At 69.4% G+C, this 18,048-nt stretch carries 14 protein-coding genes; 9 read left to right on the forward strand and 5 right to left on the reverse strand.

All coding sequences use genetic code 11. The features are described 5' to 3' along the window. Positions 1-32: 32 nt before the first annotated feature. The 5 genes from MEBOL_RS13170 (at position 33) to MEBOL_RS13190 (ending at position 6,600) form a co-directional block, all read left to right on the forward strand. Positions 33-1,775 (forward strand): GTPase, encoded by a 1,743-nt coding sequence (locus MEBOL_RS13170; protein ID WP_095977763.1) that lies wholly within the window; start codon positions 33-35, stop codon positions 1,773-1,775. A 258-nt stretch (positions 1,776-2,033) separates the two neighbouring features. Then, positions 2,034-2,396, forward strand: a complete 363-nt coding sequence (locus MEBOL_RS13175) for a helix-turn-helix domain-containing protein (protein WP_095977764.1) — start codon at positions 2,034-2,036, stop codon at positions 2,394-2,396. Positions 2,397-2,511: 115 nt separating this feature from the next. Next, positions 2,512-4,551: an outer membrane exchange protein TraA gene (gene traA / locus MEBOL_RS13180; RefSeq protein ID WP_245919717.1), complete on the forward strand. Its 2,040-nt coding sequence runs from the start codon at positions 2,512-2,514 to the stop codon at positions 4,549-4,551. Then, complete coding sequence (gene traB / locus MEBOL_RS13185) at positions 4,548-6,149, forward strand: outer membrane exchange protein TraB (RefSeq protein ID WP_095977766.1); 1,602 nt, start codon at positions 4,548-4,550, stop codon at positions 6,147-6,149. The genes traA and traB overlap by 4 nt, the downstream gene beginning before the upstream one ends. A 40-nt stretch (positions 6,150-6,189) precedes the next feature. Further along, on the forward strand, positions 6,190-6,600 hold the full coding sequence (locus tag MEBOL_RS13190; RefSeq protein WP_095982751.1) for a helix-turn-helix domain-containing protein: 411 nt from the start codon (positions 6,190-6,192) through the stop codon (positions 6,598-6,600). A 9-nt stretch (positions 6,601-6,609) separates the two neighbouring features. Here the strand turns inward: MEBOL_RS13190 and MEBOL_RS13195 are convergent, their stop codons facing one another. Further along, on the reverse strand, positions 6,610-7,446 hold the full coding sequence (locus MEBOL_RS13195; protein ID WP_095977767.1) for an Ig-like domain-containing protein: 837 nt from the start codon (positions 7,444-7,446) through the stop codon (positions 6,610-6,612). 226 nt (positions 7,447-7,672) lie between these two features. On the opposite strand from MEBOL_RS13195, the gene MEBOL_RS13200 reads away from it, so the two are divergent. Beyond that, a complete protein-coding gene (locus MEBOL_RS13200) occupies positions 7,673-8,437 on the forward strand; it encodes a lysophospholipid acyltransferase family protein (RefSeq protein ID WP_095977768.1) in 765 nt (254 codons plus the stop codon). A gap of 4 nt (positions 8,438-8,441) precedes the next feature. On the opposite strand, the gene MEBOL_RS13205 is transcribed toward MEBOL_RS13200, so the two are convergent. After that, positions 8,442-9,977, reverse strand: a complete 1,536-nt coding sequence (locus tag MEBOL_RS13205; protein ID WP_095977769.1) for a lipase maturation factor family protein — start codon at positions 9,975-9,977, stop codon at positions 8,442-8,444. A gap of 135 nt (positions 9,978-10,112) precedes the next feature. Between MEBOL_RS13205 and MEBOL_RS13210 the strand changes: the two genes are divergently transcribed. Continuing rightward, positions 10,113-10,769: an MBL fold metallo-hydrolase gene (locus MEBOL_RS13210; protein ID WP_095977770.1), complete on the forward strand. Its 657-nt coding sequence runs from the start codon at positions 10,113-10,115 to the stop codon at positions 10,767-10,769. Positions 10,770-10,776: 7 nt separating this feature from the next. Here MEBOL_RS13210 and MEBOL_RS13215 read toward each other — a convergent pair whose 3' ends face one another. Further along, positions 10,777-11,493: a hypothetical protein gene (locus MEBOL_RS13215; RefSeq protein ID WP_157774926.1), complete on the reverse strand. Its 717-nt coding sequence runs from the start codon at positions 11,491-11,493 to the stop codon at positions 10,777-10,779. Between the two features lie 83 nt (positions 11,494-11,576). Here MEBOL_RS13215 and MEBOL_RS13220 point away from each other — a divergent pair, with 83 nt between their 5' ends. Further along, on the forward strand, positions 11,577-12,251 hold the full coding sequence (locus tag MEBOL_RS13220; RefSeq protein WP_095977772.1) for an SIMPL domain-containing protein: 675 nt from the start codon (positions 11,577-11,579) through the stop codon (positions 12,249-12,251). 17 nt (positions 12,252-12,268) lie between these two features. Here MEBOL_RS13220 and MEBOL_RS13225 read toward each other — a convergent pair whose 3' ends face one another. Both MEBOL_RS13225 and MEBOL_RS13230 read right to left on the reverse strand, forming a co-directional pair. Further along, positions 12,269-12,934, reverse strand: a complete 666-nt coding sequence (locus tag MEBOL_RS13225) for a hypothetical protein (RefSeq protein WP_095977773.1) — start codon at positions 12,932-12,934, stop codon at positions 12,269-12,271. Between the two features lie 17 nt (positions 12,935-12,951). Then, entirely contained in the window at positions 12,952-16,110 is a 3,159-nt protein-coding gene (locus tag MEBOL_RS13230) for a TonB-dependent receptor domain-containing protein (RefSeq protein ID WP_095977774.1), read from the reverse strand. 153 nt (positions 16,111-16,263) lie between these two features. Between MEBOL_RS13230 and MEBOL_RS13235 the strand changes: the two genes are divergently transcribed. Continuing rightward, positions 16,264-18,048: a monovalent cation:proton antiporter-2 (CPA2) family protein gene (locus tag MEBOL_RS13235; RefSeq protein WP_095977775.1), complete on the forward strand. Its 1,785-nt coding sequence runs from the start codon at positions 16,264-16,266 to the stop codon at positions 18,046-18,048.

An 18,048-nucleotide genomic window follows, 5' to 3' on the forward strand; every position in this document is an offset into this window, starting at 1 on the left:
CGCCCGCCCCGTGGTGTCCTCCGGTGGACCGGATGAACGACCTCGCCCCCCTGCGCCTCGCGCTCGAATCCGCCCTCTGCGTCCTGCCGTCCCTGGAGCCCCTTCTCCACGGCGACGACGCCGAGGCCTCGCGCCGTCTCCAGGAGCGGCTGCGGCGCGACCTGCTGCCCCGCCTCGGCGACGAGGATGCCCCGCTGCTGCTGGTGGCCATCGCCGGACCGAACAACGTGGGCAAGTCCACGCTCTTCAACGCGCTGGTGGGCACGTCCCTTTCCCCGGCCCGCCCCGAGGGAGGCCTCACCAAGCAGTGCCTCGCCGCCACGCACCCGGACACGTGGACGGGCGCGCTCCGGGACTTCCTCACCCGTCGCTACGACATCGTCCTCGTGTCTTCCGGAGAGACGGCACCGGTGGACGCACCCGGCCCCTCGGGCAGGCTCTACCTCGTGCTCTCCGAGAGCGTTGCCCGGGGCCTCGTGGTGATGGACACACCGGACTTCGACAGCGTCTACCGCGACAACCGGGAGCGCGCCGAGGCGCTGCTCGTCACCGTGGACGTGCTCATCTTCGTCATCAGCCGGCAGACGTACCAGAACGCCGCCCTGGTGGACTTCCTGCGCGGGACGGTGGGCCACGGGCACCCCTACCTCCTCGTCTACAACGAGGCCTCGCGCGAGGAAACGGCTCGCGGGCACCTGGACAAGCTGGCCGGAGACGTGGGCCATCCGCCCCTCGCCCGCTACCTCGCGCCGCATCAGCCCGAGGTGGAAGCCGGAGAGAAGCCGCTCGCCACGCATCCGCTCGACAGTGGCCCGGCGCTCGCCGCGCTGCTGGGGGAACCCACCCATGCGCGCGCCCTCAAGGCCCGTGCGCTGCAGGCCTCGCTCCGGGATGCACGCGCGGAGATGGAGCAACTGGCACGCGCCGCCACCGCCGCCACGGCGGAGCCCGAGCGGTTGCGACAGCGGTTGCGCCACGAGTTGCACGCGGTGGGAAGGGCCGCGGCCCTCCGGGCGGTACCCGCGGACGTGATGGTGGAGGCCTTCCGGGACGAGTTGGACGCGCGCAGCGCCTTCCACCGCTACGTGCGCCTGCCCTTCCGGGGGCTCGCCACGGCCCTCACCTACGTGTCGCGCCAGATCCGCCGCTCCTTCACCGGCCCCGAGCCCACCGCGCCTCCCGTGATCCAGTCCACGGAGGCCACGCTGCGCGATGGGGTGCGGAGGCTCGTGGATGGATTCTCTCCGGAAGTCGCCACCTGGAAGGGAGACGCACGCCTGCGCGAAGCACTCACGGAGGCCTTTGGACCCGCCACGCTGGCGCGCGTGGAGGAACCCCTCGGCTTCGAGGCACTCCAGGCCCAGGCGAGCGACCGGGAGGGGCTCTACCAGTTCTGCCGGGGTCTCGTGGCCACCGAGCTGCACGGCGGCCCGCGCGAGGAGCTGATGCAGGCCCTCGCCACGCTGGTCTACTCGGTGCCCGCGGGGGCCGCCGCCGTGGTGACGGTGGTCACGGGGGGCTTCGGTCAGGACGCCGTCATCTGGGCGGGCACGATCCTGTCGACGCCCCTCCTGGAGCGATTCGTGGACCTGTTGGGCGCGGATGTGCGCGAGCGCGTCACGAACCGGTGGGCCGAATCCCACGGGAACACCCTCGCGCGGGCGCTCGAGGAGCGCTTCTTCGCTCACCTGCTCGGCGAGCTCGATGGCCAGGTGCGGGAGGCGGCACGCACCGCGCGGATCCTCACCGAGACGACCTCGCGCATCGCCTCCTGAATCTCCGCCGTGTCAGACCGGTCGGGCATGGTGTTTTTCACCGCGATACGCGGACCACGAGGTGGGTGGGATTGCTTCGCACATGGGTTGTGCCGCGCAGTGGAGAGGGGAGGGAAGGTGGGGACGGGGGCCGAACGAGAATCGGGCGCGCGGGGACTGACTTCAGAAATAGGGTCGCGGAAATGACCTTTGCAGTCCTGTTCCAACAACCTGATGCGTCGTATTCCGCCGTGCCTACACTGTAGGGTGGGTTCAGGTATGGACAAGAAACTGGCGAAGACGATTGGAGAGGCCGCTCGCTCGGCCCGTCTGCGTGCGCAGCTCACCCAGGCGGATGTAGCCGAGATGGTGGACTTGGTGACCGAGGTCTACGGGCGCATCGAACGCGGCGGCATGGTGCCGAGTGTTCCCACGTTGTTGAGACTGTGCCGGGCGCTGCGCATTTCAGCGGACGAGCTGCTGGGGCTCGCGGGTCCCGACGGCTCGCTCAAGCTGAGCGAGCCGCCCAACGAGCAGGGCGAGAAGCCCGAGGTGCGCGCCGTTCTGCGTGTGCTGCGGCAGCTAGATTCTGGGCAGATCAAGCTCCTGGGCCGGCTCGCGGTGGCCTTGAAGAAGGAGTAGAGCGTCCAAGGTTGGAGACCGGACCGCACGCAGGGTAAGCTTCCGTACCTGCCCCCATTCAGAATCCCCGGCCGTTACTTGACCATAGAGGTTGGTCGGGGAATCCTGCTGCCCCGTGTCCGAATATCCCTCCCGAAGACTGGCCGCCCTGGTGGCGATGCTGATGGTGGCCCTCGCTCCCGGGGCGTGGGCTCAGGACGTCGAGGATCTGCCACTGGATCCCCTGATTGTCAGGGGGGCTCCCGTGGCCGACTCGCCCGCGCAAGAGGGAACCGGGTTGTGCTCGGCGTCGCGTATCTCGACGAATGTGTCCGCGGATTTTCAGCAGAGGCGAGCCAGCTTCATCGGAACGCTCAACACCTTCCTCGATACGGCCGCCAACGCGTCGAATCCGAATAACCGCGCCACCGCGGTGCTCCGGACGCCGTTCGATCTCTCGAACAACAATCAATCTCAGTCGAGGTTGAGCTACGGCGACTTCGAGAATTCCGTGCCGGGCTGCCCGGAGGGTGGCTGCGATTTCGTCGTGAAGAACGCGTCCTTCGGCATGCGGCTGCGGGGCTACCTCAACGTCACTCCGGACATGGTGGGCCTGCCAGTCCATTTCGGCATCTACGCGGATGATGCCGTGGCGCTCACAATCTATGACGGTCAGGCCATTCCCTACACGGTCATCAACCGGCCTCCGAAACTGGGAGAGCCCACGTGGCGCACCACCAACAGCGTCACCTTCATCAATCCGGGCCTCTACAGCGTGGAAGTACTCCACGCCGAGATCTCTGAACACGCCGCGCTGGAGCTATCGGTACTGGTCGGAAACTTCTCTGACTTCCAGAGGGCCGCCAATGCCCCTCCCATCGTGAAGTTGAAGGACGAGGGCTTCACCCTCCTCGCCCCCACGAAATTCTATCAGACCGAGAGCGGGCGCCCGTCCTACCCGGATCCGAACCAGTGCCAGCAGTGCAACCGCCAGTACGCCAACACCGCTAGCAACAACGGCTGCGACCCGGGCTACTACTGCAACGGCGCAGCGCTGTGTGCTCCCTGTGACTCGGGCCGCTTCTGTGGACCCAGTTGCTCGCCCTGCGGCGCATCCACGCCCGAGTGCATCAACCGCAACGGCACCTTCACCTGCGTCGAGTGCTCGGACGACTCGGACTGCCCGAATGGCCGCTGCGACCCGGACACCAACCAGTGCCGAGGCTGCAACACCGACGCGCAGTGCTCCAATGGTCAGCACTGCGACACCGAAGCGCACGAGTGCCGCGAGTGCGTCACCGATGCCCACTGCGCTCGCGGACAGAGCTGCGTCGACAACACCTGCCAGGCCTGCTCGGCCCAGGACAGCTGCGCCGGTACCTCCTGCAACTGCTGCCCCGGGGGTCTCAAGTGCGCGGCGCCCACTCCGGGTGCCTCGCCCACCTGCGTGGAGTGCTCCAACGACGGCGACTGCGCCGATGGCAAGCGCTGCGATATCGCCAACGGCCGGTGCGTGGAGAGCATCCCCGAGTGCAACACCTCGGAGCGCTGCGGCGCTCAATGCTCCAAGTGCCCCTCGGATCGTCCCTACTGCATGGACGGCCAGGTGTGCGTCGCGTGCCGCTCGGACCTCGAGTGCGGTGACGGCAAGTTCTGCATCAGTGGCGAGTGCGCCTCATGCACCACCGACAAGCGCTGCGGCGCGCGCTGCGGCGCCTGCCCCTCCGAGTCTCCCTTCTGCCTCACCGACGGCACCACCACCGGCAGTTCCTGCGTGGGCTGCCGCGAGAACGCCGACTGCGGCCCGGGTGGCACGTGCGACCCCTCCACCCACTCCTGCGTGGCCACCACCTGCGCGGTGACGTGCGGCGAGGGCACCGTATGCCTCGGCGATGCGTGCGTGCAGTGCTTCGCGGATGCCCACTGCCCCTGCGGCGGCACCTGTGACACCGCCCTCAACGTCTGCACGACCTCGTGCAACGACAGCAGCGACTGCATTGGCACCCAGTTCTGCTCGGCGCTCACCCAACAGTGCGAGCCCGGCCGGCGAAAGCCCGGCACCGAGGCCGCGGGCGGCGCTCCGTGCTGCGGCGTCACGGCCCAGGGCGCCCCCATGGCCCTCGCCCTGTTGATCGTGGCCGTGTTCCTCGCCCGGCGCCGCCAGGGGACGGCATGAGCCGGTGGATCGCCCTTGTCCTCGGGCTGTTGCTGGCGATTCCCGCGTCGGCCCAGGACACCCGCTTCGACATCCAGGCCTTCCGCCCCTTCGGCGCTCCTCAGGACCTGGTCGGCGTCGGCCAATCGCGCCCCCTCTCGCACCTGTCCGTCTCCGGCGGGGCCTACCTCAACCTGTCGTTGAACCCGCTGGTGCTCGTCGTCTCCGGCACCGACGCCAAGGCGCTCGGGGTGGTGAACAACCGCCTCCAGTTGGATGTGATGGCCTCGGTGGGCCTCTTCGACTGGGTGGAGTTCGGCGTCGACATGCCCCTGGTCCTCCTCCAGAACTCGGACAACCTGGAGGCCATCGGCTCCGAGGGTTTCATCCGCTCCTTCACCCCCGCGGACCTGCGCCTCATGGGCAAGGTGGCCATCCCCGGCCTGCGCCGCGCACCGGACGGCTCGGGCTTCGGCGCCGCGCTCAGTCTCGGCATGAACCTGCCCACCGGCCTCCAGGACGCCTTCGCCAGTGACGGCTCGGTCACCTGGAATCCCGTGCTGATGGCGGACTACCGCTTCGAGTCGGGCATCCTCCTGGCGCTCAACGCCGGGCTGTGGCTGCGCCCCGAGGCTCAATTCGCCGGTGTGCAGTGGGGCAACGCCGCCAACTTCGGCGCCGGCGCCGAGGTGCCCATCCTGCGCGGCACCGGCATCACCGCCGTGGGCATGTTCACCGGCAGCACGCTGCTCGATAAGCTCCCCACCCAGTTGCGGCAACTGCCCTCCGAGGTGCTCGTGGGCCTGCGCTGGTACACCGGCCTGGGCATCACCTTCACCGTTGGCGGAGGCGTGGGGTGCGGCTGCTCGCTCACCGCGCCCACCCTGCGCTTCTTCACCTCCCTCATCTGGGTGCCCGCGAAGACGCGCGAGTGGGAGGCCATCGAGCGCTTCAAGGAGCCTCCCGAGCCCCCGCCCCTGCCGCCTCCGAACGTGGATCCAGACGGAGACTCCGTCATCGGCGAGGCCGACCGGTGCCCCACCGTCGCCGGCACCGTGGAGAACGGCGGCTGCCCCGATACGGACGAGGACGGCGATGGCGTGGTGGATCGGCTCGACCCCTGCCCCACCCTCCCGGCGGGCCCTCGGGGCCGCAATGGCTGCCCGCTCGCGCGCGTCGAGGGCAACAAGATCATCGTGCTCGACCAGGTCCACTTCGCCACGGACCAGGACGTCATCCTCCCCGAGTCCTTCCCCATCCTCGAGGAGGTGGCCGAGGAGATGCTCCGGCACGAGGAGATTCAACGCGTGCTCGTCGAGGCCCATACCGACGCGCGGGCCAGCGACGCCTACAACTTCGACCTGTCGCGCCGCCGCGCCGCGAGCGTGATGAACTTCCTGCTCGACAGCGGCATCGCCGTGGAGCGGCTGTGCTCGGCGGGCTTTGGCCGCAGCCGCCCGCTGGCCGCCAATGACTCCGAGGCGAACTGGGCGCTCAACCGCCGGGTGGAATTCACCCTGCTGCCGCCCGTCCAGGGCCCGACACCGCCGTGCCCGCCGGATCCCGCCGCGAGCCAACCGCCTCCTTCCAGGAAGGGTGGCAAGGCGCCCTTGAAGTAGTCAGGGGCCCTCCGCCCACCGTCCCCTCGTGCCCGCCATCATGCCTCCGGACTCGCTCACCCAGTCCCTGCGACACGCCATTGGAACCGCCGCTCGCGAGTCCCGCCTGCGTCAGGGCCTCACCCAGGAGGACGTGGCGGCCCGGCTCGACATGGCCACCGAGGTGTACGGCCGCCTCGAGCGGGGCACCGTCTCCCCCAGCATCTTCACCCTGCGCAAGCTGTGCGTGACGTTGAACCTGTCCGCGGACCGGATGCTGGGCACCGTCCACCCCGCCGTCGCCCTGCCCCGGGTTCGCGCGCCCGTCCTCCAGTCCCCGGAGGCCAGGCACCTGGGACGGATGCTCGAGCGCGCGCGCAAGCTGTCTCCCCGCTCGCTGCGGGTGTTGCTCCAGCTCGCCACGCTGCTCCCCCAGAAGGCCCCTGGCCGGACGCCGTCCCGCCGGAGCTGAACCCGACGCCTAACGGCTGGCCGTCTTGACGTCGAAGACGACCTCGGCCGCCGCCTTGCGCCGGCCCGCGGTGGCCGTCACCACGGTGCGTCCCGGCCCCACCGCGGTCACCTGTCCCGTGGGAGACACCGTCGCCACCGACCAGTCGGAGCTGAACCAGGTGACGGGCACGTCGGTGACCGCCACGCTGCGGTTGTTGAAGGTGCGCACCCGGAGCTGCTGCTTCTGCCCCGGCTTGCCGAACACCAGGTGCGTGGGCTCCACCTCCATCCGCGCGAAGTCCGAGCGCACCACCTGCACCGCCAGGTTGCGGTTGAGCGGCGGCACCGTCACCGTCACCGTGGTCCGGCCGGGCGACACGCCGATCAGACGCCCGTTCTCGACTCGCGCCACCGACTCGTCACTGGAGGACCACTGCGGCGGCACGTCCTGGAGCGGCTTGCCCAGCTCGTTGCGGACCACCGCGGAGATGGCGATGGAGTTGCCCGCCAGGAGGAAGTCCGCCCCATCCACCCGGATGTCCAGCATGCTGGGAATGGACACCTGCACCTCCACCGAGGCCCGGGCCTTGCCCGCCGCCGCGGCGATGGTGGTGCGTCCAGAGCGGCGCGCCACCACCACGCCGTTCTCCACCGAGGCCACTTCCGGCGCGGAGCTGATCCACCGCAGCTTGGGCTCCTCCACCCGCTCGCCTTGCGCGTCGAGCGCGGTCGCCTGCACCACCACGGTCTGCCCCGCGGCATGCAACGGCCGCTCCTCGGACACGGCGAGCAGGAGGGTCGCCGGGGCGGAACGGCAGGCCCCGAGGACAAGCAGGGACATCAGGAGCAGGCAACGGACAGGCATCGGGCGGTGCTCGGAGGCAGGGGAGCGGACAAGCGTCACGGCGAACTGACGAACGGCGCGGGACGGGGATGTATTTCGATACGTCCGCTTCGCCTTCCTGGCAAGCCCCCGCGCCCCAGGTGCCCACGAGTGCCCCGTCCCTCCTGGAATGCGCCCCCGACCCGGCGGGGTTTCCCTCTGGGACCGCTCTGGCCCGAGGGCCCCACGTGGCGGGGGAAAGCACGCCGTGATCCACCATGTCTTCACTCTTCTGTCCCTGCTTCCCTCGCGTCCGCGCCGGGCCGCCGTCCGGCGGTTGATGGACACCGTCTGGGCCCACCGCACCACCCTCGACGTCGTGGGACGGGAGAACGTGCCGGACGCCCCCTGCCTCTTCATCTGCAACCACCTGTCCAACGCGGACGGCTTCACGCTCGACCGGGCACTGCGGCCCCGGCGGGTGTACTTCCTGGCGGGCATCAAGCTGCGCGACACCGTGATGACCCGGCTGGCCACCGAGGTGGTGCACACCATCTTCATCCGCCCCAACTCGGCGGACATCGAGCCCCTCAAGCGCGCCGTGGAAACCCTCAAGGCGGGCCACTCGGTCCTCATCTTCCCGGAGGGAGGCCGCAGCCGCACGGGCTCGCTCCTCCAGGCCAAGCAGGGCGCCGCGCTCATCGCCCGGCGGGCCCGGGTGCCCATCGTCCCCGTGGCCCTCACCGGCACCGAGCGCTTCATGCCCATCGACGACCGGGACATGGGCCGGGAACAGGTGGGCCGCGCCCATCTCACCGTCCGCCTGGGCGCCCCCTTCTTCGTGGAGGAACTCACCGCCGAGACGCAGGGGGCCAACGACACCCGTCAGGCGCTCGCCGACGCGATGATGCGGCGGGTGGCCGCGCTCCTGCCTCCGGAATACCGGGGCGTCTATGGGGACTCGGACACCCAGCCCACCGCGCGGCCCCCTCCCCCGGCCGAGTCCTCGCGCCCGCCCAAACCCGCGCGCTGAGGATTCACTCGCCCGCGTACCACTGGAGCCGGGACCCCTCTCCCGCGGGAGTCAGACTCAGCGGCGGCAGGTAGAGCCCCAGCCGCTCGCGCGTCCACCAGGCCCCGGTAGCCGCTCGCGTCCGCCGATCCGTCATCCGGTAATCATGGAGCACGGCGCGCACGTAGCGGGGCGGCCGCCCCTCGAAAGGCGCGTGGGCGAAGAGCTTCCGCACCTCGGGTGAGCCCTCGAGCAGCCGCAGCACCAGGGCGAGCAGCCAGTTCGGCGGAGACCCCAACGCCGCGAACCACATCTGCCAGTCGAGTCGCGGCTGATGGGGCGCCACCTGCCGGGGTGCCGCCTCCAACGCGCTCACCTTGTAGCGGAAGGTGTAGGCGTGCCACGTCCGTCCGTCCTCGGAGCCCTCCAGGGTGATTTCCGGCCGCTGCACCGTCATCACCGAGAACAGGCCATACCCATTCACCGCGCGCAGGGGACGCAACCCCTGCTCCAGCGCCTCCAGCCACCGCGGAAAGGGAGGCGGTCGCTGGAGGCGGGCCAACAACTCACTCGCCCCCAGGGCGAGCAGGGGCGCCACCGCGAGCGCATCCACCCCCGTCCGCCAGAGCGGCCGGGGCCTCGGCGGAGGCGTGGATGGCCACCCGCGTGCCAGGGCCGCGTCATCCAGCAACCACAGGCCCAGCGCGAGCGCCTGCACGTTGAAGAAGCCGTAATTGCCGGTGACGAAGATGATGCCCTGCAACGCCGACAGGAGCCCGAGGCCCGCGAACCGCACCCGCCTCGGGGCGAAGACGAGCAATGGCACCGCCGTCTCCAACACGAGCACGCTCAACGTCGCGGCCTTCCGCAGACGGGGCGGCGCTTGATGCGCATACCAACCGGCTCGCGTGGGCAGCGGCGCGGTCTCGAAGTAGAAGTCGCAGGCGGTGAGCTGGCGCCAGGTCTCGTCCCCGGACTGGAGCTTGGACAACCCCGAGCCCAGGTACAGACGAAACGCGAGCGCCCGCCAAGCCCCCACCTCCAGCGCGGAGGGCTCCCGGCGTCCCGGACCGGGCCTCAAGCCCACCGGAGCGGTGAGGATCGCGAGCAGCCCCATCTCCAGCAGCAGCGCATCCCACTGGAAGGACAGGAACTCCCGCCCCGCCGACACATAGGACAGGTAGAGGGCCCACAACACCGCCAGGGCCGGCTGGGGCACGAGGCCCGCCATCACCGCCAGCGACAGGGCCTGCCCGACACGGATGCCCCGCACCAGGGCCGTGTCCGACGCACCCCACCAGAACACCGAGGGCACCTGGAGGTAGCGCCGGCGTCCCAAGGCGTTCAACCGGGGCGAGTCGAACACCTCTCGCACCGGGAGGATGCCGCGCGAGCCATAGAGCCCCAGCACCTGCCGCCCCAGCGAGGTGAAGGCGATGAAATAGATGCCGCCCAGGGCCACGAGGAACACCTGCCGCACCCGGCGGTGATGGGGCGGCGCCACCGAGCGCGCCACGAACCGCTCCAACCACCCCGCACCGAGAGAACGGATCCACCGCATGGCCTCGCCTCCTGACCTCCCTCGAAGCTGGGGGCGGCGGAGCCCCTTGCCAGAAGTTCAGGACTCCCCGCTCCAGGAGCGTTCAGGCAACCGGGCGGTCCTGCTCGGATGGACGGGGTGCCTATCTTTCCACACATGAGCCAACCCAAGGAAAGAGCCGAGCGAGTCGAGCAGGTCATTCCAGGTCTCTACCGGTGGAGTGTCCAGGACGACCGGATTGGCGGAGTGAGCAGCGAGGCCTACGCCGTCGTGGCCGAGGACGGTGCCGTGACCCTCATCGATCCGCTCCCTATAAAGGAGGAGGCGCTGCGGGAGCTCGGCCCGGTGGAAGCCATCGTGCTCACCGCGGGCAACCATCAGCGCGCGGCGTGGCACCTGCGCAAGGTCTTCGGCGCTCCGGTCTGGGCCCCCCAGCAGGCGTACGGCCTGGAGGACAACGCGGACGTCACCTACGGCGCGGGAGACACCCTGCCCGGAGGTCTCGTGGCCTACCACACGCCAGGGCCCGCCATCGCCATGTACACGCTCTGGCTGGAGCGGCCCCGCAGCGTCGTCTTCCTGTCGGACCTCCTCACCCACGACGAGGCAGGCACGCCGCGCTTCGTCGACAGCCAGTACCAGGATGACCCGGCCCGGACACGTTCGAGCGTGCGGCGGATCCTCGAACACCTGCCCATCGAGGTGGTCTGCTTCGCCCACGGCGACCCCCTCCTCCACGACGCCGCATCCGTGCTGCGACGCGCCCTGGACGAGGACACCGAGTTTCCCCTCGAGGCCACCGAGCCCGCCTGACGACGCCTCAGGGAGTCGCCAGGCCCAGGCGGCAGCCCAATCCCGTCAATGACAACGACACCTCGTTGACGGAGATGGGCTGCTGCTTCACCTCGCCCGGCGGCTCACAACTGACGAGCCGCAAGGGCGCCTGCTCGGACTCCACTTGGTGGATGAAGACCCGGGCACGGGCCACCCACTGCTTCGTGAGCGCTTCCCGATGCGCCTCGGGATCCTTCAGCCTCGCCCGGGGGTGGGAGAACGACGCGATCAACCCCGCGTTCGCCCGCTCCGCCGCGGACGCCTCCTGCTCGCCCACCCGCGCCAGCGTGGCCACCAGCGTCTCGCGGCCCCAGAAGTCCAGGGACTCGGGCAGCGCCACCTCCAATACCCCGTGCACCACCACGTCCCGGTACGCGGTCTTGCGCACCACCCACTCGAGCTCCCCCATCCGCACCGAGACCCCACCGTGGCTGACTTCCGTCGCCGCCGCCACGTAGTGGTCCACCGCCCGCTTCAACCCCGGAAGCGCCTGCTCCAGGGACTCCGCCTCGTGGCGGAAGGTGAAGGCCACCAGCAGCACGTCCGGACGGACCGTCATCCCCTCGGGCAGCGAGGGCTCACCCGCCGAGTAGGCGCTCCGTGAGGAGTCCGCGTAGGCCTCCGACGACGAGGAGCGGCCACAGGAGGCCCATGACCAGAACAACAGCCCACACGCGGGCCAGATGGGAGGACGTCGTTTCATTGCGTTCTTCCGTGAAGAGACCCCGGGATCCACCCAAGAGCCCATACCGCACAAAGTGCCAGCGGATAAGCTCTTCGTCCGCCATGTCCTTTGCCAAGGAAAAATACTCCGCCACCTTCCGGGAGCCCTCGACCCTCCGGGCCGAACTCACCGTGAAGCCCGACCTCCTCCGGGTGTCCCTGTCCGTTTCGCTCGAGGCCGAGGAAGTGGCCCAGGCCCTGCCCGCCCTGCGGCGAGCATGCGAGCAGTTGCAGCGGCGGGCCCAGGAACGGCTCGGCGCCGAGGTGACGTTCCGGCCCCGCGATGTGCGCTTCGACCGCGCGTCCCAGAAGAAGCTGTCCATCTCCGAGGACGACACGGCCTTCGTCGCGCTCGAGGGCTGGCTGGAGACGCCGCTCGGGGCGGAGCTGGACTTCTGGGCACGGGGCGCGCGCGTGGGCTCGCTGGTGCGCACCTGCCAGGAGGCGGAGTCCGACAGCCGCCAGTCGAAGAAGCTGCCTCGCTTCGGCTTCGGTGCCGTGGAAGCCCTCGTCGCGCGGCCCGAGGCCCACCGCGAGGAGCTGCTGCGCCGCTTCGTCGCGCGGGTCCAGGAAACGGCGGCCGCGCTGGGCTCGGCCCAGGCGCCCCTGTCCGTGGTGGAGTGCTCACCCGCGGGGGCCGTGGAGCAGACCCCCTTCTCCCTCGAGGAGGTGGGCCTGTCCCTGCCCATCTCCTGCCAGTTGGGCGGCGCCCCTTCCGAGCGCCGCCCCGGGAACTGACGAGAGGGACGTCTACCTCACGGCACCAGCGCGGGCGGCTGACCGTCCAGCACGCACAGGTTGGCGCTCTCCTCGCAGACGATGGGGAACGCCGGATCCAGCGACGAGCCCGCCCGGGCCTGCTTGCAGATGGCCGGGTCGCGCACGATGACGCCGTTCTCCTGGCGCTCGCACTTGATGGCCGGGAACACGCCCACGGCCTCGTAGGTGGCCGTGCAATCGCCCTCCGTGTAGCGCAGGTCCGCCACCCACTGCGTGCCGGGAATCGCCGCCCGGCCCTGGATGCGCAGGTTGCTCCACAGGTAGCTCAGCGCCGCGCCCGCCCGCGTCTGGCGGGCCTCGGACATGCCGGGGACCTCGCACAGGTTGTCGACGGGGTACTCCGTGGTGAAGTCGCCCGAGGACGTCGCGGACGTTTCGGGCTCGCTGCCCACCAACAGGAAGGCGGGCTTGAGCGCCAGCGTGGGGGGAATGCCCGAGCCGGGCGTGCGGAAGGCCTGCGCGCCGACGATTTCCACCGTCTTCTGGGCACACACGCCCGAGCCCGACTTGAGCGTGTAGCGCACGGCATGGTCACCGCGGCCCACCGTGCACTGGGGAGCGGGTTGCTCGGCGCCACAAGCGGCCAGGATGGCCGCGCATCCGAGGGGGAGCGTCCACGCGAGGATTCGTTGGGTCTTCATGGTGCTGGGGCTCCGGCTCAGAACGAGACGCGCGCGCCGATGCGGATGCTGCGCGGCGGCTGGTAGGACAAGGGCTTCTGGTAGTTGGGGTTGAGCGCGGGCGACTGGCCGTTGCGGTTCTTCACGTTCGGCAGGTCCGCGAGCGTGCCGCCCACGAGCGCGTCGATGTTGTCCTGGGTGTAGACCTGATCCTGGCTGGTGACGGCCTGGAAGTTGAACAGGTTGAAGCTGTCCAGGGTGAGGGTGCCCAGCAGGCCCCGGCCCAGCTTGTAGTTGACGCCCACGTGCGCATCCACGTTGTGCACCCAGGGCAGACGGCCACCACTGCCACGCGGCAGGATGAAGGTGAAGCCGCTGCCATAGATGTAGTGCGAGCCCGTCACGTTGAGCGGCGCGCCGGAGTTGGCGCGGTAGGACAGGCCCACGTCCAGGCTGGCGGAGGGCGAGAGCACGAACTCGCGCGAGCCGAACACCTTGATGTTGTGGGTGCGATCCAACGGCAGCGCGCCGGTCTTGTTCTCCATCATCCCGATGAGGTCGAAGTCGGAGGTGACGTTGGGCGCGAGCTGGTTGTTGTCCGGGCGGTAGAGGCCCGAGTAGTTGCCGCGCAGGTACGAGTACGTGTAGCTCACCTGCGCGAGCCACAGGTCCGCGAACGCCTTGTTGAGGTAGACGGACAGACCATCGTAGTCACGCACGGCCTCGGGGAACGCGGCGGCGATGCCCCGGCCCGGGTTGCCGATGAAGTAGTTGGTCGTCTCGTTGATGGACATGTCCTCGATGACCTCGTTCATCGAGCGATGGGTGTAGGTGAGCCCCAGCGTCGCGCGCGGGAGCACCTCGTACTCGCCACCCAGGACGAACTCGTCCGAGGACTGCGGCTTGAGCTCGGGATCCACCGGGCTGTTGATGGCGAAGGTCTGCGAGTACTGACGGCTGATGCCCGTGCTGGTGCCGCTCGGGACGGCGATGTTGCGCGAATCGCGGCACTCCGTGTACGGCGCGGCCTGCGTGAGCGGATCACACCCCGGGCCGCCCTGGATGGGAGCGCGGCTGCGCGTGGCCGTCAGGCGGGTGATGTTGGAGAACTGGGAGTTGACCATGGCCAGCACCGAGTTCTGGTAGTAGCGCGCGTAGCTGGCGAACAGCTTGGAGCGGCCCGTGTGGGTGAAGTCGTAGACGAGCCCCACGCGCGGGGAGAGCTGGTTGGGCAGCTCGAAGGCCACGTTGCCCCCCGTGCCATACACGGTCTGGGTGTCGTAGCGCAGGCCCGCGTTGAGCGTGACGCGGTCGAGGATGCTCCAGCTGTCCTGCACGAAGGCGCCCACGGCGTCGGCGCGGGTGGAGGTGGGGACGAATGGCTGGTAGACGGGCTGGTCCGGCCCGGTGAGGTAGCCGAAGGAGCGGAAGTCCACGAAGGACTTGCCGTCGGTCGCCTCGTTGTAGAGCACCCCGCCCGAGTAGGCGCGCGAGTCGCGGTTGGTCATGATCTCCGCGTCGACGCCCGCCTTGATGACGTGGTGGCCGAGCGCGTTGAGCAGATAGGTGCCCACGACGTTGGCCTGGTAGCGGTCCACGGTGCGGTCCAGCAGGAAGCCGGGGCCGCCCAGGAAGTAGCTGGACACCGGGCAGCGGACGGCGTTCGGCGTGCCCGCGGGATCGCACACCGAGGGGTCGGGCAGCGTCTCGAAGTCGTTGATGGAGTAGTAGTTGGGCGCGGCGGCGGTGCCGGTGCGGCGCATGTTGAACTGGGCGAGCCCCGACAGGCCCGTGCCGTTGCCGATGCCACTGCCGTCCACGGGCAGGGTGTCGTCCGTCTGGTGGTGCCAGCCCACGTTCGCGTCCAGCAGCACGCGCTTGTCCAGGAAGGAGGAGGACAGCTTGAGGGCGATGTCGCGCGCGTCCTGGTTGTAGCGGTGGGCGAGCGCCTCGTAGGTGCCGTTGAGGTTGTCCGTCTCGATGGCGCCGTTGTCGAGGTTGTAGCCGAAGCGGCCGTTGCCCCCCGAGCCGGCCGGCGTGCCGTACACCGACAGGGTGAGACCATGGTCCGGATGAATCTGCCAGGTCAGCTTGCCGATGTACTGCACGGAGCGCTGGTCGGCGAAGTAGCGCTGGAAGGTGCCAGGGATGGTCTCCGTCCGGGAGAAGCCATTGGCGTCCTTGAGGGGCCGGCCATCCTCACCGAGCACGAAGGCGTTGAGATTGCGATCGAGCGCGCGGCGGGTGAAGGACGGCGCCACGCCCGCGAAGAACCAGAGCTTGTCCTTGACGAGGGGGCCGCCCAGCGTGCCGCCGAAGTCGCCCAGGTTCCACAGCCGCTGAGTGGTGGTGATGACGGTGCCCTCGCGCAGCACGCGCGTGGGCGTGCCCTCGAAGGCGCCCGGCGTGAGATTGCCGAAGACCGAACCGTGAAACTCGTTGGAGCCGGACTTGGTGACGGCGGTCATCACACCGCCCGTGGAGCGGCCGAACTCGGGCAGGAAGCCACCGGTGATGACGTTCACCTCCTGGATGAACTCCACCGACAGCGGCGTGCCGAGGATGCCGAGCGCCGGGTTGCCCGTGGAGAGCCCATCCACCTGGAAGCCATTCTCCGGCGAGGTGGTGCCATTGAGCGACACGCCATACGCATCCGAGGTGGCCCCCGGGGCGAACTCGGCCAGGCTCTCGAAGGAGCGCGCCGCGCTTCCCTTGGAGCCCGGACGCACCGTGGCGAGCCGGGTGACCAGCTCCTTGTCCACGCTCACGCCCGTGCGAGTGGAGGCCACGTCCACGGAGGGCGGAGTCCCCGACACCTGGATCTCCACCGTGAACCCCTCGGGGAGGAGCTCCGCGTTGAGACGGATGGTGCGATTGAGGCGCAGGGCGACGTCGGTGCGCTCGAAGGGCTTGAAGCCCTCGCTGTCGAAGCGCAGCGTATAGGTGCCGGGGGGCAACTGCGGAATCAGATAGAGACCCGACGCATCGGTGATGACGGTCTGCTCACCCTGGAGACTGGGCGAGGTCGCGGTCACCACCACGTCCGCCACGGGTTTCTTCGTTTCGGCGTTCGTCACGGTGCCGGTGAGCACGGACGTGTTCTGCTGTGCCTGGACGGATGGCGTCCATAGACTCGCGCTCACTACCAGCGCGGCCATGAGGACGCGCCCCAGGTTGCTGTCGAGATGTCGGTTCAAAGAACGAGCCCCTCTGTTGTCGGCACCGCGTGCGCCATGCGCGTCGATGCCGCAGTGCGTCTTGCTAACAGAGAGGTTTGCCCGAAAACAAGGGAGGGTCCGATTTCCCGGCCCATTGCCTCGCTTCGCGCGCGCGTGACATGAAGCGGGCCAATGTCCTTCCTGCACGAAGCCCTGATTTTCCTGACAGCCGCCGTGGTGTCCGTTCCCATCTTCAAGCGGCTCGGATTGGGCTCGGTGCTCGGCTATCTGGTGGCGGGCGTGGTGATTGGCCCCTGGGGGGTGAAGCTCATCACCGACGTGGAGAACATCCTGCACTTCTCCGAGCTGGGCGTGGTGCTCCTGCTCTTCCTCATCGGATTGGAGTTGCGGCCCTCGCGCCTGTGGGAGTTGCGCCGCACGGTGTTTGGTCTGGGCGGAGCGCAGGTGCTGGGCACGGGCGTGTTGCTCGCGGGGGTGGGCGTGGCGCTCGGTCTGCCCATGGCCACGGCCATCATCGCCGGGCTGGGACTGTCCCTGTCCTCCACCGCCTTCGCGCTGCAACTGCTGACGGAGAAGAACGAGCTGACCACCGAGCATGGCCAGGCCGCCTTCGGCATCCTCCTGTTCCAGGACCTGGCCGTCATTCCCCTGCTGGCGCTGCTGCCCTTCCTCGGCGAGCCCCTGGCGGAGGCGACCTCGCACTCCGACTGGAGCTCCGCCGTGCGGGTGGTGGGCGTGCTGGCCGCGGTCGTCATCGGAGGCCGCTACGTGCTGCGGCCCGTGCTGCGCAGCGTGGCGTCCCTGCACAGCCAGGAGCTCTTCACCGCCACGGCGTTGCTCGTGGTGGTGGGCACCGCGCTGCTCATGGCCCAGGTGGGCCTGTCCATGGCGCTCGGCGCCTTCCTCGCCGGCGTGCTGCTCGCGGACTCCGAGTACCGCCACGAGCTGGAAGCCGACATCGAGCCCTTCAAGGGCCTGCTGCTGGGCCTGTTCTTCATCGCCGTGGGCATGTCGGTGAACCTGGGCCTGCTCGCGAGCGGCCCGGTGCGCGTGGGGCTGATGGTGCTCGGGCTGGTGCTCATCAAGGCGCTGGTGCTCTTCGGGCTGGGCTTCCGCGTCTTCAAGAGCCAGGAGCCCTCGCTGAGCCTGGCGGTGTCCATCTCCCAGGGCGGCGAGTTCGCCTTCGTGCTCTTCGGGCTCGCGGTGGGCTTCCGGGTGATGGAGCGCGAGCTGTCGGAGCTGCTCGTGGTGGTGGTGAGCATGTCCATGGCCGTCACGCCCCTGCTCTTCGCCTTCTATGACAAGGCCATCCGTCCGCGCTTGCGCCGCTCGGAGAAGAAGCGCGCGTTCGACGTGTCCCCCGAGGAGGATCACCCCGTCATCATCGCGGGGCTGGGGCGCGTGGGGCAGGTGGTGGCGCGGCTCCTGCGCGCGCGGCGCATCGGCTTCACCGCGCTGGACATCAACGCCGAGCACATCCAGTTCATCAACAAGTTCGGCAACACCCACGTCTACTATGGAGACGCCTCGCGCCTGGACCTGCTCCGGGCGGCGCGCGTGGACAAGGCCCGCGTCTTCGTGCTCGCCATCGACGACGTGGAGGCCTCGGTGCGCACGGCCGAGACGGTGCGCCAGCACTTCCCTCACGTCACCGTCTTCGCGCGCGCGCGCAACCGGCAGCACGCCTACCGGCTGTTGAGCCTGGGCGTCACCCACATCATGCGGGAGACCTTCGCGGGCAGCCTGGAGCTCACCGGCGACGTGCTCCAGGCGCTCGGCCTCACCTTCTCCGAGAGCAAGAGCAGCGTGGAGCGCTTCCGCCAGCACGACGAGGAGCTGTTGCTCTCCACGTACAAGCACCAGGGGGACGTGGAGAAGCTCGCCCAGATGGCCCTCCAGGCGCGCAAGGAGCTGGAGGAGCTGTTCGACAAGGACGCGCGCGAGAAGTCGCTCTGA

The organism is Melittangium boletus DSM 14713 (assembly GCF_002305855.1).
Classification (GTDB): domain Bacteria; phylum Myxococcota; class Myxococcia; order Myxococcales; family Myxococcaceae; genus Cystobacter; species Cystobacter boletus.

Coding starts and splice junctions, on each gene's coding strand:
- MEBOL_RS13170 (WP_095977763.1), top strand. CDS start 33: ATGAACGACCTCGCCCCCCTGCGCCTCGCGCTCGAATCCGCCCTCTGC.
- MEBOL_RS13175 (WP_095977764.1), top strand. CDS start 2,034: ATGGACAAGAAACTGGCGAAGACGATTGGAGAGGCCGCTCGCTCGGCC.
- traB (WP_095977766.1), top strand. CDS start 4,548: ATGAGCCGGTGGATCGCCCTTGTCCTCGGGCTGTTGCTGGCGATTCCC.
- MEBOL_RS13190 (WP_095982751.1), top strand. CDS start 6,190: ATGCCTCCGGACTCGCTCACCCAGTCCCTGCGACACGCCATTGGAACC.
- MEBOL_RS13195 (WP_095977767.1), bottom strand. CDS start 7,446: ATGCCTGTCCGTTGCCTGCTCCTGATGTCCCTGCTTGTCCTCGGGGCC.
- MEBOL_RS13205 (WP_095977769.1), bottom strand. CDS start 9,977: ATGCGGTGGATCCGTTCTCTCGGTGCGGGGTGGTTGGAGCGGTTCGTG.
- MEBOL_RS13210 (WP_095977770.1), top strand. CDS start 10,113: ATGAGCCAACCCAAGGAAAGAGCCGAGCGAGTCGAGCAGGTCATTCCA.
- MEBOL_RS13215 (WP_157774926.1), bottom strand. CDS start 11,493: ATGAAACGACGTCCTCCCATCTGGCCCGCGTGTGGGCTGTTGTTCTGG.
- MEBOL_RS13220 (WP_095977772.1), top strand. CDS start 11,577: ATGTCCTTTGCCAAGGAAAAATACTCCGCCACCTTCCGGGAGCCCTCG.
- MEBOL_RS13225 (WP_095977773.1), bottom strand. CDS start 12,934: ATGAAGACCCAACGAATCCTCGCGTGGACGCTCCCCCTCGGATGCGCG.
- MEBOL_RS13235 (WP_095977775.1), top strand. CDS start 16,264: ATGTCCTTCCTGCACGAAGCCCTGATTTTCCTGACAGCCGCCGTGGTG.